Origin of the sequence: Halomonas sp. (genome assembly GCF_031581305.1) — a bacterium.
Lineage (GTDB): Bacteria > Pseudomonadota > Gammaproteobacteria > Pseudomonadales > Halomonadaceae > Halomonas.
Map to the genome: position 1 here is coordinate 1 of NZ_JAVLBC010000030.1, position 20,505 is coordinate 20,505.

At 67.8% G+C, this 20,505-nt stretch carries 14 protein-coding genes and 1 pseudogene; 2 read left to right on the forward strand and 13 right to left on the reverse strand.

Features of this window, described 5'->3' with window-relative positions; genetic code table 11:
* From RI841_RS04415 to RI841_RS04435, 5 genes are all read right to left on the reverse strand, one after another.
* A partial coding sequence (locus RI841_RS04415) for a 2Fe-2S iron-sulfur cluster-binding protein (RefSeq protein WP_310704365.1) occupies window positions 1–2,336 on the reverse strand: 2,336 nt, incomplete at its 3' end.
* Window positions 2,333–2,692, reverse strand: coding sequence for a sarcosine oxidase subunit delta (locus RI841_RS04420; RefSeq protein WP_310704366.1), 360 nt, complete (start codon window positions 2,690–2,692; stop codon window positions 2,333–2,335). The genes RI841_RS04415 and RI841_RS04420, both read right to left, overlap by 4 nt.
* 12 nt (window positions 2,693–2,704) lie before the next feature.
* Window positions 2,705–3,955 (reverse strand): sarcosine oxidase subunit beta family protein, encoded by a 1,251-nt coding sequence (locus RI841_RS04425; protein ID WP_310704367.1) that lies wholly within the window; start codon window positions 3,953–3,955, stop codon window positions 2,705–2,707.
* Window positions 3,956–4,001: 46 nt separating this feature from the next.
* Window positions 4,002–5,303 carry a serine hydroxymethyltransferase gene (gene glyA, locus RI841_RS04430; protein ID WP_310704368.1) on the reverse strand — a complete coding sequence of 434 codons (1,302 nt, stop codon included), beginning with the start codon at window positions 5,301–5,303 and terminating at the stop codon, window positions 4,002–4,004.
* A 135-nt stretch (window positions 5,304–5,438) separates the two neighbouring features.
* Window positions 5,439–6,545: a hybrid-cluster NAD(P)-dependent oxidoreductase gene (locus tag RI841_RS04435; RefSeq protein WP_310704369.1), complete on the reverse strand. Its 1,107-nt coding sequence runs from the start codon at window positions 6,543–6,545 to the stop codon at window positions 5,439–5,441.
* A 343-nt stretch (window positions 6,546–6,888) separates the two neighbouring features.
* Between RI841_RS04435 and RI841_RS04440 the strand changes: the two genes are divergently transcribed.
* On the forward strand, window positions 6,889–8,175 hold the full coding sequence (locus RI841_RS04440; RefSeq protein WP_310704370.1) for an aromatic ring-hydroxylating dioxygenase subunit alpha: 1,287 nt from the start codon (window positions 6,889–6,891) through the stop codon (window positions 8,173–8,175).
* A gap of 144 nt (window positions 8,176–8,319) precedes the next feature.
* Here RI841_RS04440 and RI841_RS04445 read toward each other — a convergent pair whose 3' ends face one another.
* The 4 genes from RI841_RS04445 to fdhA all read right to left on the reverse strand — a co-directional run bounded on the left by RI841_RS04445 (window position 8,320) and on the right by fdhA (window position 14,725).
* Window positions 8,320–8,559 (reverse strand): hypothetical protein, encoded by a 240-nt coding sequence (locus RI841_RS04445; RefSeq protein WP_310704371.1) that lies wholly within the window; start codon window positions 8,557–8,559, stop codon window positions 8,320–8,322.
* An 18-nt stretch (window positions 8,560–8,577) separates the two neighbouring features.
* Complete coding sequence (locus tag RI841_RS04450) at window positions 8,578–11,562, reverse strand: molybdopterin-dependent oxidoreductase (RefSeq protein WP_310704372.1); 2,985 nt, start codon at window positions 11,560–11,562, stop codon at window positions 8,578–8,580.
* Between the two features lie 11 nt (window positions 11,563–11,573).
* Complete coding sequence (locus RI841_RS04455; protein WP_310704373.1) at window positions 11,574–13,292, reverse strand: NADH-ubiquinone oxidoreductase-F iron-sulfur binding region domain-containing protein; 1,719 nt, start codon at window positions 13,290–13,292, stop codon at window positions 11,574–11,576.
* 239 nt (window positions 13,293–13,531) lie between these two features.
* On the reverse strand, window positions 13,532–14,725 hold the full coding sequence (gene fdhA, locus RI841_RS04460) for a formaldehyde dehydrogenase, glutathione-independent (protein ID WP_310704374.1): 1,194 nt from the start codon (window positions 14,723–14,725) through the stop codon (window positions 13,532–13,534).
* Window positions 14,726–14,926: 201 nt separating this feature from the next.
* Here fdhA and RI841_RS04465 point away from each other — a divergent pair, with 201 nt between their 5' ends.
* On the forward strand, window positions 14,927–15,589 hold the full coding sequence (locus RI841_RS04465; protein WP_310704375.1) for an invasion associated locus B family protein: 663 nt from the start codon (window positions 14,927–14,929) through the stop codon (window positions 15,587–15,589).
* Window positions 15,590–15,677: 88 nt separating this feature from the next.
* Here RI841_RS04465 and RI841_RS04470 read toward each other — a convergent pair whose 3' ends face one another.
* The 4 genes and pseudogenes from RI841_RS04470 to RI841_RS04485 all read right to left on the reverse strand — a co-directional run.
* Window positions 15,678–16,499: an electron transfer flavoprotein subunit beta gene (locus RI841_RS04470; RefSeq protein ID WP_310704376.1), complete on the reverse strand. Its 822-nt coding sequence runs from the start codon at window positions 16,497–16,499 to the stop codon at window positions 15,678–15,680.
* A complete protein-coding gene (locus RI841_RS04475; RefSeq protein WP_310704377.1) occupies window positions 16,489–17,760 on the reverse strand; it encodes an electron transfer flavoprotein subunit alpha/FixB family protein in 1,272 nt (423 codons plus the stop codon). Before RI841_RS04475 ends, RI841_RS04470 begins: the two co-directional genes overlap by 11 nt.
* On the reverse strand, window positions 17,760–19,748 hold the full coding sequence (locus tag RI841_RS04480; protein ID WP_310704378.1) for a (Fe-S)-binding protein: 1,989 nt from the start codon (window positions 19,746–19,748) through the stop codon (window positions 17,760–17,762). The genes RI841_RS04475 and RI841_RS04480 overlap by 1 nt, the downstream gene beginning before the upstream one ends.
* 147 nt (window positions 19,749–19,895) lie before the next feature.
* Window positions 19,896–20,505 (reverse strand): annotated as a pseudogene (locus RI841_RS04485) (N-methylproline demethylase); the annotation flags it as partial.

Here is a 20,505-nt window from a genome sequence, read left to right on the forward strand (position 1 = left end):
GTGACGTCCAGCTCCGGCCATTCGGTCTGGTGCCACAGCTCCAGCCACTCCATCACGCCGGCAGCGCCGCCGGTGGTGGTGGTCATCAGGAAGTGGTTCTCGGCCAGGCAGCTGGTGGTGCCATCGTCCATCAGCATGCCATCGTCCTTGCACATCAGCCCGTAGCGGGCGCGGCCGGGCGCCAGCTTGGCCCACTTGTTGGTGTAGATGCGCCCCAGGAACTCGCGGGCATCCGGGCCCTGGATGTCGATCTTGCCGAGCGTCGAGGCATCGAGGATGCCGACCTTCTCGCGCACCGCCAGGCATTCGCGGGCCACCGCTTCTTCCATCGTTTCCCGTTCGCCGTTGGCGGCGTCGGGGCGTACTTGTGGAAAGTACCAGGGGCGCTTCCACTGGCCCACCTCCTCGAACTCGGCGCCATTCGCCACGTGCCACTGGTGCAGCGCGGTATAGCGCTCGGGGTCGAACAGCTCGCGGCAGTGACGGCCGACGATGGCACCGAAGGTCACCGGGGTGTAGTTGGGGCGGAACACCGTGGTGCCCACCTCGGGAATCGACTTGCCCAGGCAGCGCGCGGCGATGGCCATGCCGTTGATATTGCCGAGCTTGCCCTGGTCGGTGCCGAAGCCCATGGCGGTGTAGCGCTTGACGTGTTCGATGGACTCGAAGCCCTCGCGGGTGGCCAGCTCGATGGCCGCCGCGGTGACGTCGTTCTGCAGGTCGACGAACTGCTTGGGCGCACGCAGGGTCGGCTTCTCGTGGGGCACCTGGTAGAGCGCGCATGCCGTGCCTTCGCGGCGGGCATCGACCTGGGGCAGCGTGATGGCAGCGGCGGACTGGCCGAGTGCGGCCAGTGCCCGGGCGGCCGCGGCGCTGCCATCGGCCAGCCCCTCGGCCAGGTCGTGGATGCCACGGGCGCTGCCGGCGGCATGCACGCCCTTCACCAGGCTCGGCACGAAACCGAGGATCTCGTCGTTCCAGGTCGGCCGGGCGCCGGTGTGGGAAGCCAGGTGGATCACCGGGCTGTAACCGCCGGAGGTGGCGATGGTGTCGCACGCCAGGGTCTCGGCCTGGCCGGTGACCTTGAAGGCCTCGGCGTCGATGGTGGCGACGCGGGCGCCGCTGACGCGGGTGCTGCGCTTTCCATGACCTTCTTTGGCCTCGAGCACGGCCGCCCCTTCGATGATGCGGATGCCGCGGGCGCGGGCCTGCTCCACCAGGTCGCCGCTCGGCGCCTGGCGCGCGTCGGCGATTGCCACCACCTCGCGGCCGGCATCAATCCAGTCCAGGGCGGCGCGATAGGCGTGATCGTTGCTGGTGGAAAGCACCAGCTTGTTGCCCGGCACCACGCCATAGCGGCGGATATAGGTGGAGACGGCCCCGGCGACCAGGTTGCCCGGCACGTCGTTGCCCGCATAGACCAGCGGCCGCTCGTGGGCCCCGGTGGCCAGCAGCACCTGGCCGGCGCGCACGCGATGCATGCGTGACCTCGCGGGGCGATAGCCATCGACCGTCGGCGCGCATTCGCCGAGGTGCTCGGTACGCCGCTCGTGCAGGGTCACGAAGTGGTGGTCGTGGTAGCCGTTGGCGGTGGTGCGGGGCAGCAGGGTGACGTTGTCGAGCCCGGCCAGCTCGGCGACCACCTGCTCGGCCCAGCGGCCAGCGGGCTGATGGTCGAGCAGCTCGCGGCTGTCGAGCAGCGAGCCGCCCATCTCCTCCTGCTCGTCGCAGAGGATCACCCGGGCCCCGCCGCGCGCCGCGGTCAGCGCCGCGGCCAGGCCCGCGGGGCCGGCGCCGACCACCAGCAGGTCGCAGTGCTGGTTGAGGTGGTCGTAGCTGTCGGGGTCGCGTTCCATGGGGCTGCGGCCCAGGCCCGCGCCCTTGCGGATAACCTTCTCGTAGGTCATCCACATGGAGGCCGGGGCCATGAAGGTCTTGTAGTAGAAGCCCGGCGGCATGAAGCGCCCACCCAGCTTGCCCACCAGGCTCATGACATCGCGCTGGACGTTGGGCCAGCCGTTGGTGCTCTGTGCCGTGAGGCCATCGAACAACGCCTGCTGGGTGGCGCGCACGTTGGGCACCTGGGCCGCCTCGCTGCTGCCCAGCTGGACCAGCGCATTGGGCTCCTCGGCGCCGGCGGCGACGATGCCCCGCGGCCGCGAGTACTTGAAGCTGCGGTTGACGATGTCCACCCCGTTGGCCAACAGCGCCGAGGCCAGGGTGTCGCCGGCATGGCCCTGGTAGCGCTTGCCGTTGAAGGTGAAGCTCAGGGTACGAGCGCGGTCGATGCGTCCGCCCTCGCGAAGACGATTCGGCTGTTTCAGCGGCTGGCTCATGCCTTGACTCCTTCCTGGCGCTCGACCTCTTCCGCCCGGGCGGCTGCCGCCTCGGCGGGCTTGCCCTCGGGATACTCGGCGGTGAAGCGCGGCTGCTCACCCATCCGGTAGGTCTCGAGGATCTCGTAGCTCACGGTGTTGCGGGTGATGTTGAAGAACTTGCGGCACCCCACGGCGTGCACCCACAGCTCGTGGTGGATGCCGCGCGGGTTGTCGCGGAAGAAGAGGTAGTCGCCCCACGCCTCGTCGGAGCAGGCCTCGGGGTCCGCGGGACGGGCGATATGCGCCTGGCCCTTGGCATGGAACTCCTCTTCCTCGCGGTGCTCTTCGCAGTAGGGGCAGTAGATAAGAAACATGGGTATGCCTCCTTAGTGAGCAACGCCGGCCGCGCCGTGCTCGTCGACGAGAGCCCCGGTGTGGAAACGGTCGATGGAGAAGGGGGCGGCAATCGGATGCATCTCGCCCGTGGCGAGGCTGGCGGCGAAAACATGCCCCGACCCCGGGGTGGCCTTGAAGCCGCCGGTGCCCCAGCCGCAGTTGAAGAAGAGCCCCTTCACCGGCGTGGCGGAGAGGATCGGGCAGGCGTCCGGGCAGGTGTCGACGATGCCGCCCCACTGCCGGTTCATGCGCACCCGCGAGAAGATCGGGAACATCTCGACGATGGCCTGCAGGGTATGCTCCACGGTGGGGTAGCTGCCGCGCTGGCCGTAGCCGTTGTAGCCGTCGATGCCGGCACCGATCACCAGGTCGCCCTTGTCGGTCTGGCTGATGTAGCCGTGCACGTGGTTGGACATCACCACGGTATCGAGCACCGGCTTGAGCGGCTCGGAGACCAGCGCCTGCAGCGGGTGGGACTCCAGCGGCAGCCGGAAGCCGGCCATCTTCGCCAGCACCCCGGAGTTGCCGGCCGCCACGCAGCCCACGGTCTTGGCCTCGATGTCGCCGCGGTTGGTGTGCACCCCGTGGACGCGGCCATCGCGAATCTTGAAGCCGGTAACCTCGGTGTTCTGGAGCAGGTCGACGCCCAATGCATCGGCCGCCCGGGCATAGCCCCAGGCCACGGCATCGTGACGCGCCACGCCGGCCCGCGGCTGCCAGGAGGCCCCCAGGATCGGGTAGCGGGCGTTCTTCGAGCAGTCCATGACCGGCACGATCTCCTGGATCTGCTCGGGCGTGATCACCTCGCTGTCGATGCCGTTGAGCCGGTTGGCGTTGACCCGGCGCTGGACATCGCGCATGTCCTGCAGGGTGTGCGCCAGGTTCATCACCCCGCGCTGGGAGAACATGACGTTGTAGTTGAGGTCCTGGGAGAGCCCCTCCCACAGCTTCATGGCGTGCTCGTAGAGCGCGGCGGACTCGTCCCACAGGTAGTTGGAGCGCACGATGGTGGTATTACGGGCGGTGTTGCCGCCGCCCAGCCAGCCCTTCTCCACCACCGCCACATTGGTGATGCCGTGCTCCTTGGCCAGATAGTAAGCGGTGGCCAGGCCGTGGCCGCCGCCACCGACGATGATGACGTCGTACTGCTTCCTGGGCGTGGGGTTGCGCCACTGGCGCTCCCAGTTCTCGTGGTGGCTGAGCGCGTGCTTGGCCAGCCCGAAGCCTGAATAGCGTTGCATAGGGATCTCCTCGAGGAACCCACCGGGGGCACCGGCGGGAACGGGCTCACGCGATGGACGGGGCCGATTCGGCACGCGACGGCACCGCGCCATAGACCGGATAGCGGTTGCACAGCTCGGCCACCTTGCCGCGCACTTCACCCTCGATCGCCGTGGTATCGACCTGCTTGGTCAGCACATCGAGGATGTCGCAGATCCAGCCTGCCAGTGCCTCGCAGTCCGCCTCATCGAAGCCGCGGGTGGTCACCGCCGGGGTGCCGATGCGCAGCCCCGAGGTCACGAAGGGGCTCTGGGTGTCATTGGGCACGGCGTTCTTGTTGACGGTGATATTCGCGCGCCCCAGGGCCGCGTCGGCGTCCTTGCCGGTGACGCCCTGCTTGATCAGCGAGACCAGGAAGAGATGATCGTCGGTGCCGCTGGAGACCACGTCATAGCCGCGCTCCATGAACACCCCGGCCATGACACGGGCGTTGTCGATCACCCGCTGCTGGTAGCGCACGAATGCCTGGCTCATCGCTTCCTTGAAGGCCACTGCCTTGGCGGCGATGACGTGCATCAGCGGGCCACCCTGCTGGCCCGGGAAGACCGCACCATTGAGCTTCTTGTAGAGCGCCTCGTCGCCGGTGGCAGAGAGAATCAGCCCGCCGCGCGGGCCGCGCAGGGTCTTGTGGGTGGTGGTGGTCACCACGTGGGCGTGGGGCAGCGGGCTCGGGTAGTGACCGGCGGCGACCAACCCCGCGACATGGGCCATGTCCACCAGCAACCAGGCGCCCACCTCGTCCGCGATATTGCGGAAATGGCGCCAGTCGACGACCCGCGAATAGGCCGAGAAGCCAGCGATGATCAGCTTCGGACGGTGCTCGCGAGCCAGGCGCTGAACCTCGGCGTAATCGATTTCGCCGGTCTCCGGGTTCAGGCCGTACTGCACGGCGTGGTAGTGCTTGCCGGAGAAGTTCGGTGCCGCCCCGTGGGTCAGGTGGCCCCCATGGGCCAGGCTCATCCCCAGCACGGTATCGCCGGGCTTGACCAGCGCCATGAAGGCCGCAGCATTGGCCTGGGCGCCGGAGTGGGGCTGGACGTTGGCATAGTCGGCACCGAACAGGGCGCAGGCGCGGTCGATGGCCAGCCGCTCGACCACATCGACGTGCTCGCAGCCCCCGTAGTAACGCTTGCCCGGGTAGCCTTCGGCGTACTTGTTGGTCAACTGGGTGCCCTGGGCCTCCATGACCTGAGGGCTGGCGTAGTTCTCGGAGGCGATCAGCTCGATATGGGCTTCCTGGCGGGCCACCTCGTCGGCAATGGCGGCGGCGATCTGTGGGTCGGCTGTTGCAATGTTGTTGGTGTTCATGACATCACCCTGGTGGTTGGCTTCATTACGTTAAGAGAAAGAGGCGCGGGAGGTATTCTGGAAACGACACCGCCGTCTTTGCGCAAGACAGGCGTCCTGAATGGTCGTGAGGCGCTGCCGCAGGACGCGGCCCGGTCAGTATTCCACCACCACGTCACCCAGCGGCTTGCTGCAGCAGGAGAGAATGTAGCCTTCCGCCACGTCCTCGTCGGTGATGCCGCCGTTGTGTTCCATGTCGACCTGGCCGGCGACCAACGGCACCCGACAGGTCCCGCAGATCCCCATGCCGCAGGCCTTGGGAATATGCAGGCCCAGCTTGGCCGCCGCGGTATGCACCGTGTCACCCGGCTGGATACGCACGCTCTTGCCGGACTGGCGAAACTCGACGCTGATCATGTCGGCGACATCGAGCTCCTCGGCCTCCGCCTCGGCCTGCTCGACGTGCTCGATCACCGCTTCCTGGACCGCCAGCGGCGTGGCGCCGAACGACTCCTCGTGGTAGCGGCTCATGTCGAAGCCCTTCGCCCGAAGCATCTTCTTGATGGCCTCCATGTAGGGCGTAGGGCCACAGCAGAAGATCTCGCGGTCCATGAAGTCCGGGGCCATCAGCTCGAGCATCGGCAGGCCAAGGTAGCCGCGAAACCCGGCCCAGGCGTCGCCCAGCTCATCGCTGCGCTCGCACACGATATGCAGTCGGAACTCGGGAATCCGCGAGAAGATGTGCTCGAGTTCACGGTGGAAGATGATGTCGCGCGGTGTCCGTGCGCTGTGCACGAACTGCAGGTCCACCGCCGCATTGGTGTCGAAGAACCAGCGCGCCATGGACATCAGGGGCGTGATCCCGACCCCACCGGAGAGCATCAGCACCTTGTCGGCGGGGTAATCGATGACGTTGAAGTTGCCTGCCGGTCCATGCAACGCCAGCTCGTCGTTGACCCCGAAGTTGTCGTGAAGCCAGTTGGAGACCCGTCCACCCGGGATGCGCTTGACGGTGATCGAGAAGCTGTAGGGGACGGACGGTGAGCTGGAGATGGTGTAGGAGCGCATCTCCTGCTGGCCATCGATCTCCAGCTCCAGGGTCACGAACTGCCCCGGCTTGAAGAAGAACATCACGGGCTGTTCGGCCATGAAGCAGAAGGTGCGCGTGTCCCAGGTTTCCTGGATCACCTTGACGCAGCGCACCAGGTGACGGCCGTTGGTCCAGGTCTGGGTCGTGACGGGATTGAGAAAGCTCGTTGTCATTGTCGTATCGCCAGGGCTGCAGCATGAGGGTCTCCGACCGCGGTTCCTCCGCCTGCCGTTGAGCGCATTCTGCGCAGCCTGGGATGTCGCGACTTGCCTGCCAGCGACATGGACATGCCCATGGCCTCCTGGCGCGCTGGCAACGGCCGCCTGCCGCGTCGTTGCCACATCACCAGGCGTCGCGACCAGACAACTGCGCTACGAACCGCTGATCCACACTCGCTGCAATCCGCCACCGCCATCGCCCGTGAGTGGCCATCACAGAGGCCCGACCTTCCCCAAACGGGTTTTACCTGAACAATCCCGAGGCCGCCCGAGCGGCCCAGCAAGAGGATGTATCGCCATGGACCCCCTGACTCCCGCACGTCTGGATGACCCCCTGGCATCGGCACGCGATGCCACCGCCGAGATGCTGCTCCAGCGGCACCGGCACTTCTCGTTGCCCCAGCCCTTCTACAACGATGCCCGGTTGTTCGCCCTGGACATGCAGGAGATCTTCGAGAAGGAGTGGCTGTTTGCCGGGATGACCTGCGAGATTCCCGCCAAGGGCAACTTCATCACCCTGGAGGTGGGTGATAACCCGGTGGTCATCGTGCGGGGCGATAACGGCAGCATCCATGCCTTCCACAACGTCTGCCGACATCGCGGCTCGCGGCTCTGCGTCAGCGACAAGGGCAAGGTGGCCAAGCTGGTCTGTCCCTACCACCAGTGGACCTACGAACTGGACGGTCGCCTACTGTTCGCCGGCACCGATATGGGCGTGGACTTCAACCTCGGCGCCTACGGGCTCAAGCCCGTGAATGTACGCAGTGCCGGCGGCTACCTCTTCGTCAGCCTGGCCGAGGAGCCGCCGCCCATCGACGACTTCCTCGAGAGCCTGGCGCACTACCTCGCTCCCTACGACATGGAGAACGTCAAGGTGGCGGTGGAGTCGAGCATCGTCGAGCAGGCCAACTGGAAGCTGGTGATCGAGAACAATCGCGAGTGCTACCACTGTAACGGTGCCCACCCGGAGCTGCTCAATTCGCTGCAGGAGTTCGACGACAGCGACGACCCGCGCGCCACGCCGGCCTACCAGGCGCTGGTGGCACGCAAGCAGCAGCAATGGGAGGCGATGGGCATACCCTGGAAGCTCAGTCGCCCGGACAAACGCAATCGCCTGACCCGCACCCCGCTGCTGGAGGGTACGGTCTCGATGACCATCGATGGCCAGCCGGGATGCCGCAAGCTGATGGGCCGGCTACCCAGCGCCGATCTGGGGGCCCTACGCATCCTGCACCTGCCCAACTCCTGGAACCACTTCATGGGCGATCATGCCGTGGTGTTCCGGGTGATGCCGCTCGGGCCCCAGCAGACGGTGGTGACCACCAAGTGGCTGGTCCACAAGGATGCCGTGGAGGGGGTCGATTACGACCCGATCCACCTGCGCCGCGTCTGGGACGCCACCAATCAGCAGGATCGCCGCCTGGCAGAGGAGAACCAGCGCGGGATCAACTCCCGGGGCTACGAACCCGGCCCCTACTCGGAGACCTTCGAGTTCGGGGTGATCGACTTCATCGACTGGTACAGCGAGAGCCTGCTGGAGAATCTCGGCCATACCGCCCCGCACCTGAGGGTGGTGGAGGGGTAAGGCCGCACCTCGGTGCCTCGTGCTGAGATGTCCGCATGACACGGCCCCCGGTGGCGTATACCGGGGGCCGTGCCGTTTGCCGCCATGCATCACGGCAGCGCCTTGCAATAGCAGAAAGCATAGCCGCCAGAAATCCGCCGCCGATCAACGAACCAGCGGCAGGAGGTGGGTCTCCAGTGCCTGGCGGACCGAGGGCAACATAATCTCGCGCTTGCCCTCGAGCTCGCCGACCAGTTCGGCAAGCCCGGACACGCCACCCTCGAGCACGCAGCGCCGAGCCAGCCGGGCGCAGCTCTCGGGACAGGCACCCGCCGGGATGTGGATCCCCAATGCGACCAGGCGCTCACGGAAATCATCACCATCAATCAGCTCGACGATCATCATGGGCCGCCCTCCTCCGTCTCAGTCGTTCTCCACCAGCGCCGCCTCGGCACGGCCCAGGCGACAGGCCGCATACTTGAACTCGGGGATCTTGCCGTCGGGGTCGAGCGCCGGGTTGGTCAGGATGTTGGCCGCCGCCTCCACGTAGCAGAAGGGCACGAACACCATCCCCTCGGCCATCAGCGGGTCGACCCGCGTCTTCAGGGTGATGGCGCCCCGCCGGGTGGTGATGGTGATCGGCTCGCCCGGCGCCATGCGCAGGCGCACAAGCTCGGCGGGCGCGAGACTCGCCACCGCCTCGGGCTCGAGCTCGTCGAGCACCCGGGAACGGCGAGTCATGGAGCCGGTGTGCCAGTGCTCCAGCTGGCGCCCGGTGATCAGCACCGTGGGGTAGTCGCCGTCGACGGGCTCATCGGGCGGCAACAGCCGGGTGGGGGTGAAGGTCGCTCTGCCGCTGGCGGTGGGGAAGGCGTCGGCGTACACCACATCGGTCCCGGGCGCGTCGTCGGCGGAACAGGGATAGGTCACCGAACTCTCGCGCTCGAGGCGCTCCCAGGAGATGTGGTCGAGGGAGGCCATGCCCTGCTTCATCTCGGCGAACACCTCACGAGGGTGGGTATAGGCCCAGCCCAGACCCAGGCGGTTGGCGAGCTGCTGGATGATCCACCAGTCGGGCTTGGCTTCTCCAGGGAGCGGCACGGCGGCGCGCCCCAGCTGCACCTGGCGGTTGGTGTTGGTGACGCTGCCGTCCTTCTCCGGCCAGGCCGAGGCCGGCAGGACGACGTCGGCGAACTGGGCGGTCTCGGTGACGAACAGGTCCTGCACCACCAGGTGCTCGAGTCGGGCCAGGGCCGCCCGGGCATGGTCGAGGTCCGGGTCGGACATCGCCGGGTTCTCGCCGAGGATGTACATCCCCTTGATGGTCCCGGCCGCGATGGCATCCATGATCTCCACCACGGTGAGCCCCGGGGTCTCCTCGAGCGGGGTGTTCCACAGCTCCTCGAAGGCGGCGCGCACCTGGGCGTCGCTCACCGGCTGGTAGTCGGGCAGCACCATGGGGATCAGGCCGGCATCCGAGGCACCCTGGACATTGTTCTGGCCGCGCAGCGGGTGCAGGCCGGTGCCGGGACGTCCGGTCTGGCCACAGGCCAGCGCCAGCGAGATGAGGCAGCGAGCGTTGTCGGTGCCGTGCACGTGCTGGGAAATGCCCATGCCCCAGAAGATCATCGCCTTGTCGGCGGTGGCATAGAGGCGGGCAAGCTCGCGAATCTGTTCGGGAGCAACGCCACAGGCCGGCGACATCGCCTCGGGAGTGAGGTCGCGCACATGGGCCTTGAGCGCCTCGAAGCCCTCGGTGTGGGCATCGATATAGGCCTGATCAAAGAGCCCCTCGCTGACGATCACGTTGAGCATGGCGTTGTAGAGCGAGACGTCACCGCCGGGGGTGAAGCGCACACTGCGATGGGCGTAGGCGTCCAGCGCCTGGCCACGAGGGTCGAGGATGATCAGCTTGGTGCCGTTTCTGGCCGCCTGCTTGAAGTAGGTGGCCGCCACCGGGTGGTTGATCGCCGGGTTGCAGCCGGTGAGGATCACCACCTCCGCCTCGAGCGCCTGCATGAAGGAGGCGGTCACCGCCCCCGAGCCGATGCACTCCATGAGTGCCGCCACGGAGCTGGCGTGACACAGCCGGGTGCAGTGGTCGACATGGTTGCTGCCAAAGCCGGTGCGCACCAGCTTCTGGAACAGCCAGGCCTCCTCGTTGGAGCACTTGGCGCTGCCGAAGCCGGCCAAAGCGTCGGGGCCAGAAGCGGCCTTGAGCTCGGAAAGCCCTCCGGCGGCGAGGTCCAGCGCCTCCTCCCAGCTCGCCTCGCGGAAATGGGTCAGCGGGTCGCGCGGGTCGAAGTCGGGATCGAGGCCCTTGGGCATGCCGGGCCGGCGGATCAGCGGCCGGGTGAGGCGCGCAGGATGGTAAGGGTAGTCGAAGCCGAAGCGCCCCTTGACGCACAGCCGGTTCTGGTTGGAGGGGCCGTTCCTGCCGGTGACAAACATAATGCGTCCCGATCCCGGAGCTGATCCAGCGACAGGGCTGCGGGGAGGCGCTACAAGTCCCTCCCTGGAAGCTACCTCGGCCATCCCTGGTCCTCGGACCTCCCCTTCGCCCTGTCCCCGGCGCTCCTCACCCTGTGGCACATCATCCTTCACGTGGTAGGTGAGCTGACAGCCCACCCCGCAGTAGGGGCAGACTGAATCCACGGTGCGATCGGCCGCCTTCGAGTCGCCGCGCCCCTGCGCGTCCACCAGGGTCGCCGGCATCAGCGCCCCGGTGGGACAGGCCTGCACGCACTCGCCGCAGGCCACGCAGGTGCTGTCGCCCATGGGGTCGTCGAAGTCGAAGACGATCTTCGCGGCGGCGCCGCGGTGGGCCAGGCCGATGACGTCGTTGCCCTGCACCTCGCGACAGGCGCGCACGCAGAGGTTGCAGGCGATGCAGGCCTCGAGGTTGACGTTCATGGCCGAATGGGTGGCGTCATGGCCGTGGGCATGGGGGAGCGAGGCGGACCGTTCGGCGACATGGTGCACCGTGGGGGCGGCGCGCTCGGCTCGAGACGGCAGCCGCTCGCGTACCGCGGCGGCGTCGATGGCCAACGCATCGGCCATGGCCCAAAAGTGGCTCGAACGGTCGGGGCCGTCGTCACGGTCGGGCTGGTCGGCAACCAGCAATTCCATGACACCCTCGCGCGCCACCCTGGCGCGCTCGGAACTGGCGCTCCTGACCACCATGCCGGGCGCCGCCTCGCGCAGGCAGCTCGCCGCCAGCACGCGCTCGCCTTCGATCTCCACCATGCAGGTGCGACAGTTGCCGTCACTGCGATAGCCCGGCGCATCCTTGAAGCAGAGATGGGGGATGGTCTCGCCGGCGCGCTTGGCCACCTGCCACAGGGTCTCGCCGGGAAAGGCGCTGACCTCGGCGCCATCCAGGGTCAGGGTAAAGCTCTGTTCGCTCATGCTCATCTCCCTTACCCCCTGACGATCACGTTCTGGCTGGCGAGCTCGCCTCGGAAGTCCTTGAGCAGCCCCAGCACCGGATTGGGCGCCGCCTGGCCCAGACCACAGATGGAGGCATCCATCATCACCTGGGACAGCCGTTCGAGCTCCTCGACCCGCCACTCGTCGCGCTCGAGCAGGGTCAGCATCTTCTCGGTGCCGACCCGGCACGGCGTGCACTGACCGCAGGACTCGTCGGCGAAGAAGGCCAGCAGATTGGTGGCCACCGCACGCAGGTCATCCTGATCGGAAAGCACGATGATCGCCGCCGAGCCGATGAAGCCGCCCGCCTTCTGCAGGGTATCGAAGTCCAGCGGAATATCGGCCTTGCTCGCCGGCAGTATCCCCCCGGAGGCGCCACCCGGCAGGTAGCCGGCCAGGCGATGCCCCTCGGCCATGCCGCCGCCATACTCCTCGACCAGCTCAGCGAGGGTGATGCCGGCGGGCGCCAGGTGGACCCCGGGGCGCCGCACCCGCCCCGAGAGCGAGAAGCTCCTCAGTCCCTGGCGGCCGTGGCGGCCGTGCCCAGCGAACCAGTCGGCGCCCTTCTCCCATATCCGCGGGATCCAGTAGACGGTCTCGACATTGTTGACCAGGGTCGGCTGGCCGAAGAGCCCCTTCTGGGCGACGAAGGGCGGGCGATGGCGCGGCTTGCCGGGCTTGCCCTCCAGCGACTCGATCATCGCCGACTCCTCGCCGCAGATGTAGGCCCCGGCTCCCCGGCGCAGCACGATATAGCCCGACTCGACCAACCCCACAGCCTCGAGCTCGGCGATGGCCGCATGCAGCACCCGGTGCAGGCCGGGGTACTCGTCACGCAGGTAGATATAGAGCGCCTCGGCCTCCACCGCCCAGGCGCTGACCAGCGCCCCCTCGAGGAAGCGGTGCGGCGAGCGCTCCAGGTAGACGCGATCCTTGAAGGTGCCGGGCTCGCCCTCGTCGGCGTTGATCGCGCAGTAGCGCGGCCCCGCTTCCTGGCGCACGAAGTGCCACTTCTTGAAAGTGGGGAAACCGGCGCCGCCCAGGCCACGCAGGTTGGCCCGCTCGAGGGTCTCCATCAGCGCCTCGACGACGACGCCTCCCTCGCGGCAGTCGGCGAGCAGCCGGTAGCCCCCCTCGGCGCGATAGTCCGCCAGGCGCTGCCAGACGATCGCCTCGGGATGGAAGTGGCCGGTATCCACCACCGCCTCGACACCCTCGGCAGTGGCGAAGAGCACATGGTGGTGCCCCACTTCCACGACCGGCGCGGTCTCGCAGCGGCCCATGCAGGGCGCCCGCAGCACCCGCACCGCCTGCGGGTCGACGCCGGCTTCCAGTTGCGCCTTGAGCGTCGCGGCCCCGGCCAGCTGGCAGGAGAGCGAGTCGCAGACCCGTACCGTCACCTCCGGCGGCGGCGCCTGGTCGTCGTGCACCACGTCGAAGTGGGCGTAGAAGGTCGCCGTCTCGTAGACCGCCGCCATGGGCAGGTTCATGTAGGCGGCCAGCGCCCGCAGCGCCACCAGCGACAGATGGCCATGGGCATCCTGGATGGCATGCAGGTGCTCGATCAGCAGGTCACGACGACGCAGCCCCGGATCGCTGCGCTCGTCACCGAGCAGCTGGCGCAGCGAGGCAAGGGCGACGGGGGGCAGGTCACGGCCACGGGGCCTGCCGCGGAAGCGGCGCTTGGGGGTGACGGTCTCGACGGTCATGGCATGCTCGTTGTTATCAGTGGGGGCTTGTCCAGGAACTGTCTGTCTGACGGGACTGACCGCCATGAACACCGGCTCCCGGATATCGGCCGGCCTGTCCTGCGACAGGCTCCTCGTTTCATGTTGGCACCGGCGTCGGGGCAGGGCAATGTCGGGCAGACCGTGGCGTCATTCCCCGGGACAGGTGGAGGTCGTTTCGGGAATGGCCCCAGCCTCGTGCCGGGGCGAGTCAGTACCGCTCAGGCGGCGACGCTGCTGTGGGGGTCGATGACGAACTTGCGCGCCATGCCCCCGTCGAAGTCGGCATAGCCGCGGGGGGCCTCGTCCAGCGAGATGACCTGGACATTGACCGCGCGGGCGATATCCACCCGTTCGAAGAGTATCGCCTGCATCAGCTGGCGGTGATACTTCATCACCGGGCACTGACCGGTATGGAAGGAGTGGGACTTGGCCCAGCCCTGCCCCAGGCGCATGGAGAGGTTGCCTTGCCTGGCGGCCTCGTTCCCGGCGCCCGGGTCCTCGGTGACGTAGAGACCGGGTATGCCGATCTGCCCGCCGGCACGCGTGATGTCCATGCAGGCGTTGAGCACCGCGGCAGGCTGCTCGTGGCCATGGTCATGGCCGTGACAGCGCGCCTCGAAGCCCACCGCATCCACTGCGCAATCCACCTCGCGCTCGCCGAGGATCGGCTCGAGCATGTCGGCCATGGGCATATCCTGGCGCAGATCGAGGGTCTCGCAGCCGAAGCTCGCCGCCTGGTCGAGGCGATCGGCGTTCATGTCACCGACGATGACGCAGGCGGCCCCCAGCAGCTGGGCGGAGACTGCCGCGGCCAGGCCCACCGGCCCGGCGCCGGCAATATAGACGGTGCTGCCCGGCCCCACCCCGGCGGTGACGCAGCCGTGATAGCCGGTCGGGAAGATATCGGAAAGCAGCGTCAGGTCGCCGATCTTGTCCATCGCCGCGTCACGCTCGGGGAAGCGCAGCAGGTTGAAGTCGGCATAGGGCACCATGACGTACTCCGTCTGGCCCCCGACCCAGCCGCCCATGTCGACGTAGCCATAGGCCGCACCGGGGCGTGCCGGGTTGACGTTGAGGCAGATCCCGGTCCGGCCTTCCTTGCAGTTGCGGCAGCGTCCGCAGGCGATATTGAAGGGCACCGAGACGATGTCACCGGCCTGGATGAACTCCACGTCACGCCCGCACTCGATCACCTCACCGGTGATCTCGTGACCCAGCACCAGCCCCTCGGGGGCCGTCGTGCGCCCTCGCACCATGTGCTGGTCGCTGCCGCAGATATTGGTGGTGATCACCTTGAGGATGACGCCGTGCTCGCACTTGCGCTTGCCCAGCGCCAGTTCGGGGAAGGGGATCGGCTGGACCTCGACCTTGCCGGGGCCCATGTAGACGACCCCGCGGTTGGCATGGCTCATGGCTGGCTCCTTGATGTTGTTGTCACGGACAGCGTGGTGGTGGCGGACGATTCCGCTGATCAAGCCTAAGCCCTCTAAAACGGCCCACTTTCCCCACAGAGGCACCCGCATGCCTGTTCGAGACATTGCCTCCAGGTCATGGGCCATCAGCCCCCGTCTACCGCGCGACGGGGTCGACCTCGCGACGCCGAACAGGCATGGTTGAACTCCCCCCTCGGATTCCTGCCACTCGGGGTGATCGCCGAGGCGGCAGGCGGCGCCCCGACGACGGCGGAGAAGACCGAGGACTCATCACCCGACCGAGCGTTCATGGCCCCTGAGGCCAAGGAGGAACTACCGATGTCGAACCGTCTCGCAAGACGCCTGTGCATGGTCGCCATGCTGTCGCTGCTGGCCGTGGCCTCCCATGCTGTCGCCCAGCAGGCCTCACCGGGGGCCGATGTCCGCACCGAAAAGTTCCAGGATTGGGAGGTCATCTGCCCACCCGAGCGCAACCAGGGGGCCTGCACCATGAGTCAGCTGGTCACCAACCCGAACAGCAACGATCCCCTGATGCGGGTGATCGTGGGCTATCCCCCCGAGCTGGAGGGGCGTCCGGCGATGACCTTTCTGCTACCGCTGGGCGTACGTCTCGCCCCGGGCCTGCAGCTGAGCGTGGGCAGCGGTGAGCCGGCCCAGTTTCCCTACCAGGTCTGCCTCGAGCAGAGCTGCCGCGCCGACCTGCCTCTCGAGCCGTCACTGCTGCAGGCGCTACGTGGCGGCAGCAGCGCAACCCTCAGCCTGATCGGGCCGCGCGGCAACCGCATGGACCTGGATATCTCCCTGATGGGCTTCACCGACGCCAGCGCACGCATCGCGCCCTGAGCGTCGCCCTCACACCACAAAGCAAGAGGCCACAACGCGACAGCCCCGGCACTTGGCCGGGGCTGTCGACGTCTGGCTGGCCGCGTGATCAGCGAGGCAAGACACCCTCCTCGCGCAGCAGCTTGAGGATCGCTTCTGCCCCTTGCTCGCTGCTGACACCCTCCAGTACCTGCCCGCTGCCGCCCTCTGCCTTGGCGGCGGCCGCCTTGAACCGATCCCTTGCCGAGGCCGACTTGACGATTTTCAGCCGCTTGGGCCGCTTGCGGGCCGGCGACATCGCCCACTCGGCAAGCTCGTGATCTATCTCGGCAGCCACCGGCGTCGCCTCGAGCTCGGCACGGCGGGCCGGACCAAAGGCGCTCTGGCGCGGTGCCGGGCCAGCGCCGTCCACGCTGAGGATAGCCGGCAGACGCACCTGCAGGCGCCGGCGCTGGCCGCGGGGCAACGCCTGAAGCAACGTTGCCACACCGTTCTCCACCTTTTCCACCGCTGCCAGGCCATTGACCAGTGGCCAGCCAAGATGCTCGGCCAAGGCATAGGGCAGCAGCCCCGAGCCTTCGCCCCGCTCTGCCCGGGTACCGGTGATCACGAGCTGCGGCGTTGCCGCGGCCAGCCACTCGGCCAGGGCCGGAATGGCATCCGCCCCGTCGGGCTGCTCCAGCAGTGTCAGGCTTTCCAGCCCGGTGCCCGCGCCCATGCCCAGGTAGCCGCGCAGGGCCGATTCGTTTTCCTCGCTGCCTGGGCCAGCGTGCAGCAGATTGATCCGACTGCCGGGCAATCGCCTCTCCAGGCCCAGCGCCATCTCCAGACCCCGGGCATCCTGGTCTGCGCGGCGAGCGCGCCCGGTAACCGGGTGACGCCCTACCGAGACCAGTACCGTCACTTCGACTCCCTGACGCTCAGGCTGCATCACGCCTTTCCTCTCTGGATTGCTCTACCAGGGCCACCAGCGCCTCGAGCACTCGGGCCGAATCACCGATCACCGCCAGATCGGCACGCTTGATCATGTCGCAGCCGGGATCCATGTTGATGGCCACCACCTTGTCGCAGCTCTGAATCCCCTGCAGGTGCTGGATGGCCCCGCTGATGCCCACGGCCAGATAGACCCGGGCACTGACCCAGGTGCCGGTCGCCCCCACCTGGCGATCGCGGGCCATGTGGCCGTCATCCACCGCCACCCGGGACGCTCCCTCGGTGGCCCCCAGCACCCTCGCGGCATGATGGAAGCCCGCCCAGTCGCGCACCCCGTTGCCGGCGGAGAGGATGAACTCGGCCTCGGACAGCGCCACCCCGGCCGGGTCCACGGGTACCATCCCCAGATCCTCGATACGCACCAGCTGCGACGGCAGTGTCTCGGGCAGCGTCACGCCATGCACCGCATGGCGAGTCTCGCTGACCGGCTCGGCGCACTCGGCCAGGGCCAGGGCCAGGCGCGGCAGGGGGCGCCGGATATCCAGACTCTCCGCTGCCCCACGGTTGGTGCAGCACCACCCCAGCGGGCTGGCGGCGTCGGCCTCCAGCTGCCAGACGCCGGTGGCCGGCCGCTCCCCGAGCCGCACCGCCAGACGCCGCCCCAGATCAGCGCCGCCCAGCGGCGAATCCGGCAGTAGCCAGTGCCGCGGCTGCCAGGCCTGGTCCACGGCCATCAGGGCGCCGAGTCGTGCCTCGGGAGCATGCCCCTCGAATCCGGGCGCGTCGAGCTGCAGCAGCCGGTCGATGCCGGCCTCGGCCAACCCCTCGTCCTTGTGCGTGCCGAATACCACGGCCAGCACCGCTCCCCGGGCCTCGGGGTCGGCATCGGCCAACTGGCGCGCCAGCCCGAGCAGGTCCCGGTCATGGCCGGTGAGGCGCCCGCCGGCCATGTCCGGTACCACGGCGACCAGAAAGGCCGGCGCCTCGACCTCGACCAGGGGCCGCTGTTCGGCAACTCCCGCAGCGCGCGCGGCGGCCATGCTCGTGCCTTGCTGGACACCGCTGCGGTCGAGGCGGCGCAGGCCATTGGGCCCAATGAAACCCTTGGCATGAGGGTCCTTGCGCATCCGGCCGTTGGGCCCCATCCAAGCGCTTGCCGTACACCCTCCCTCTTGTGCAAGCGTCTCCAGGTGCTCGGGGTGCAGGCGGTTACGGGCGATCCGCTCGCGGCGCGGATCACGACGCAAAATCTCGGTCATCACGCTACCTCCACGGCCCGAGGCCGTTGTGTTGCTGCGGTGTCGCCGGTGGGCGCTTCCACCAGGGCGTCGGCTACCAGCTCGGCGATATCGCTCACCTCGGCACCGGCATCGACGACGCCCTCCAGCATGGCGGTGCACTGCGGACAGCCCACCGCCACCAGCCCGGCGCCGCTCTCCTTGACGTCGTTCATGCGCATATCGGGAATGCGACGCTCGCCGGGAATATCAGTGATCGGTGCACCTCCCCCACCGCCGCAGCAGCGTGAGCGGAAGCCGGAGCGCTCCATCTCGTTGAGCTGAATGCCCAGCGCCTCGAGGACTCGGCGTGGCGCCTCGTATTCGCCGTTATAGCGACCCAGATAACACGGGTCGTGATAGGTGACGCTGCCTCCCTTCCAGGGCGCGAAGGTCAGTCGTCCGGCATCATGGAGCTCGGCGATATACGTACTATGGTGATAGACGCGGTAATGGCCGCCAAGCTCGCCATACTCGTTGCCCAGCACATGGAAGCTGTGCGGGTCACAGGTCACGATGTGCTGGAAATGGTACTTGGCCAGGGTGGCGATATTGCGCCTGGCAAGGGACTGGAAAGTCGCCTCGTCGCCCAGTCGCCTGGCCACGTCACCGCTGTCGCGCTCCTCGTTGCCGAGCACCGCGAAGTCGACCCTTGCCGCACGCAGCACCTTGACCAGTGCGCGAAGGGTGCGCTGGTTGCGCATGTCGAAGGCACCATCGCCGAGCCACAGCAGGACATCGACCTGCTGCAGGTCGGCGATCAGCGGCAGATCGAGATCGGCCGCCCAGTGCATGCGAGCACCGGGGGCGAAACCACCGGGGTTGTCGGTGGCAATCAGGTTGTCGAGAACCTCGGGCGCCTTGTTGGGGGTCTCGCCGCGCTCAAGCGTCAGGAAACGGCGCATGTCGACGATGGCATCCACGTGCTCGATCATCATCGGGCACTCCTCCACGCAGGCGCGGCAGGTCGTGCAGGACCACAGGGTCTCGGCATCCACCAGCGCCTGGCCCTTCTGCGCCACGATGGGGCCATGGGGACTACCCTGATGCTCCCCCACCGGCTTGCCGGGGTAGGAGCTGCCGGCATAGCCCGCATCCGTGCCGCCGGCCATGCCCACCACCATGTCCTGGATCAGCTTCTTGGGATTGAGCGGCTGGCCGGCGGCGAAGGCCGGGCAGACCGCCTCGCACCGCCCGCACTGCACGCAAGCATCGAAGCCCAGCAGCTGGTTCCAGGTGAAGTCGGAGGGTTTCTCGACGCCGAGCGGTGCCTCGGGATCGTCCAGATCCAGGGCCTTGAGGCCGGTGGAACGCCCGCTCCCCCCTTTCTTGGTGGAAAAGCGCTCGGCGCGACGATGGAAGGCCAGGTGCAGGGCACCGGCGAAGGCGTGCTTCATGGGCCCGCCCCAGGTCATGCCGACAACCATCTCGGCCAGGCCCCAGACCACCACAGCGGCCAGCACCAGGGCCAGTATCCAACTGCCAATGTCGGCGGGCAGAATGCCCACCGCCGGCAGAGTGACCACAAAGACACCCAGGGAGAAGGCCATCAAGCTCTTCGGCAGGCGCATCCAGGGGCCCCTGGAGAGCCGGGCAGGCGGGTTGCGACGGCGACGGGCCACGAACAGGCTGCCCACGAACATGCAGGCGCTGGCTGCCAGCAGCAGCCAACCCAGCACGCCCCCCAGTCCTTCTGAAGAGCCCAGGCCCAGGCCATGCACCAGGATCATCAGCACGGCCGCGGCCACGAAGCCGCCGGCGGTGGCCACGTGGGTGTTGGAGATGACCTTGTCGCGCCCCACCACATGGTGCAGATCGACCAGGTAGCGGCGCGGCAGGGCCGCCAGGCCCTTGAGCAGCGGCACGGCGGAGGGGCGCCCCTGGCGCCACAGGCTGACACGCCGCCAGGCGCCGATCACCGCCAGGCCCAGGGCGGCGAAGATCAGTATCGGCAATAAGGTATCGAGCATGTTGGCAACCTCAATGTTCGGGCTTCGAGCTCCGAGCCCCTAGCGAGGAGCTACGGGCTACGAGCCACGGGCTTCGAGCTGCATGGAGGCTCATGGCCCGCGGCCCGCAGCCCGCAGCCCGCAGCCCGAGGCTGACGCGAAGCGTCTTCAGAAGTCCTTGCAGATCCGCAGGGCGTCGTAGATGGCCGCGTGGGTATTGCGCGGCGCCGTGCAGTCGCCCAGGCGGAACAGCAGGAAGCCGTCGCCGTCTTCGCTCAGGCAGGGCTGGGGCTGGATGGCGTAGAGCGCCTCCAGGTCCAGCTGGCCCCTGTTGCGGGACTGCTCCTTGAGGGCGTAGTAGAGGGCCTCGTCGGGACGCACGCCGTTCTCCACCACCACCTGGTCGACCACCCGCTCCTCCAGGGCGCCGGTGTACTCGTTCTCGAGCACCGCTACCAGAGAGTCGCCCTCGCGGTAGACCTTATGCAGCGCGAGGTCGGAGGTCATGATCACCTCCTTCTCGTAGAGGCTGCGGTAGTAGGTCGGGAAGGTGGTGCCGCCCACCGCCGCGCCCGGCTTGATGTCGTCGGTGACGATCTCCACCTTGGCACCCTTGTCGGCGAGAAAGTCCGCTGCCGAGACGCCGGAGAACTCGCAGATGGCATCAAAGATCAGCACGTTCCTGCCCGGCGCCACCTTGCCGGAAAGCACGTCCCAGGTACTGACCACCAGGCTTTCACCCGGACGATCGATTCGTTTAAATGTTTCTCCGGAAATA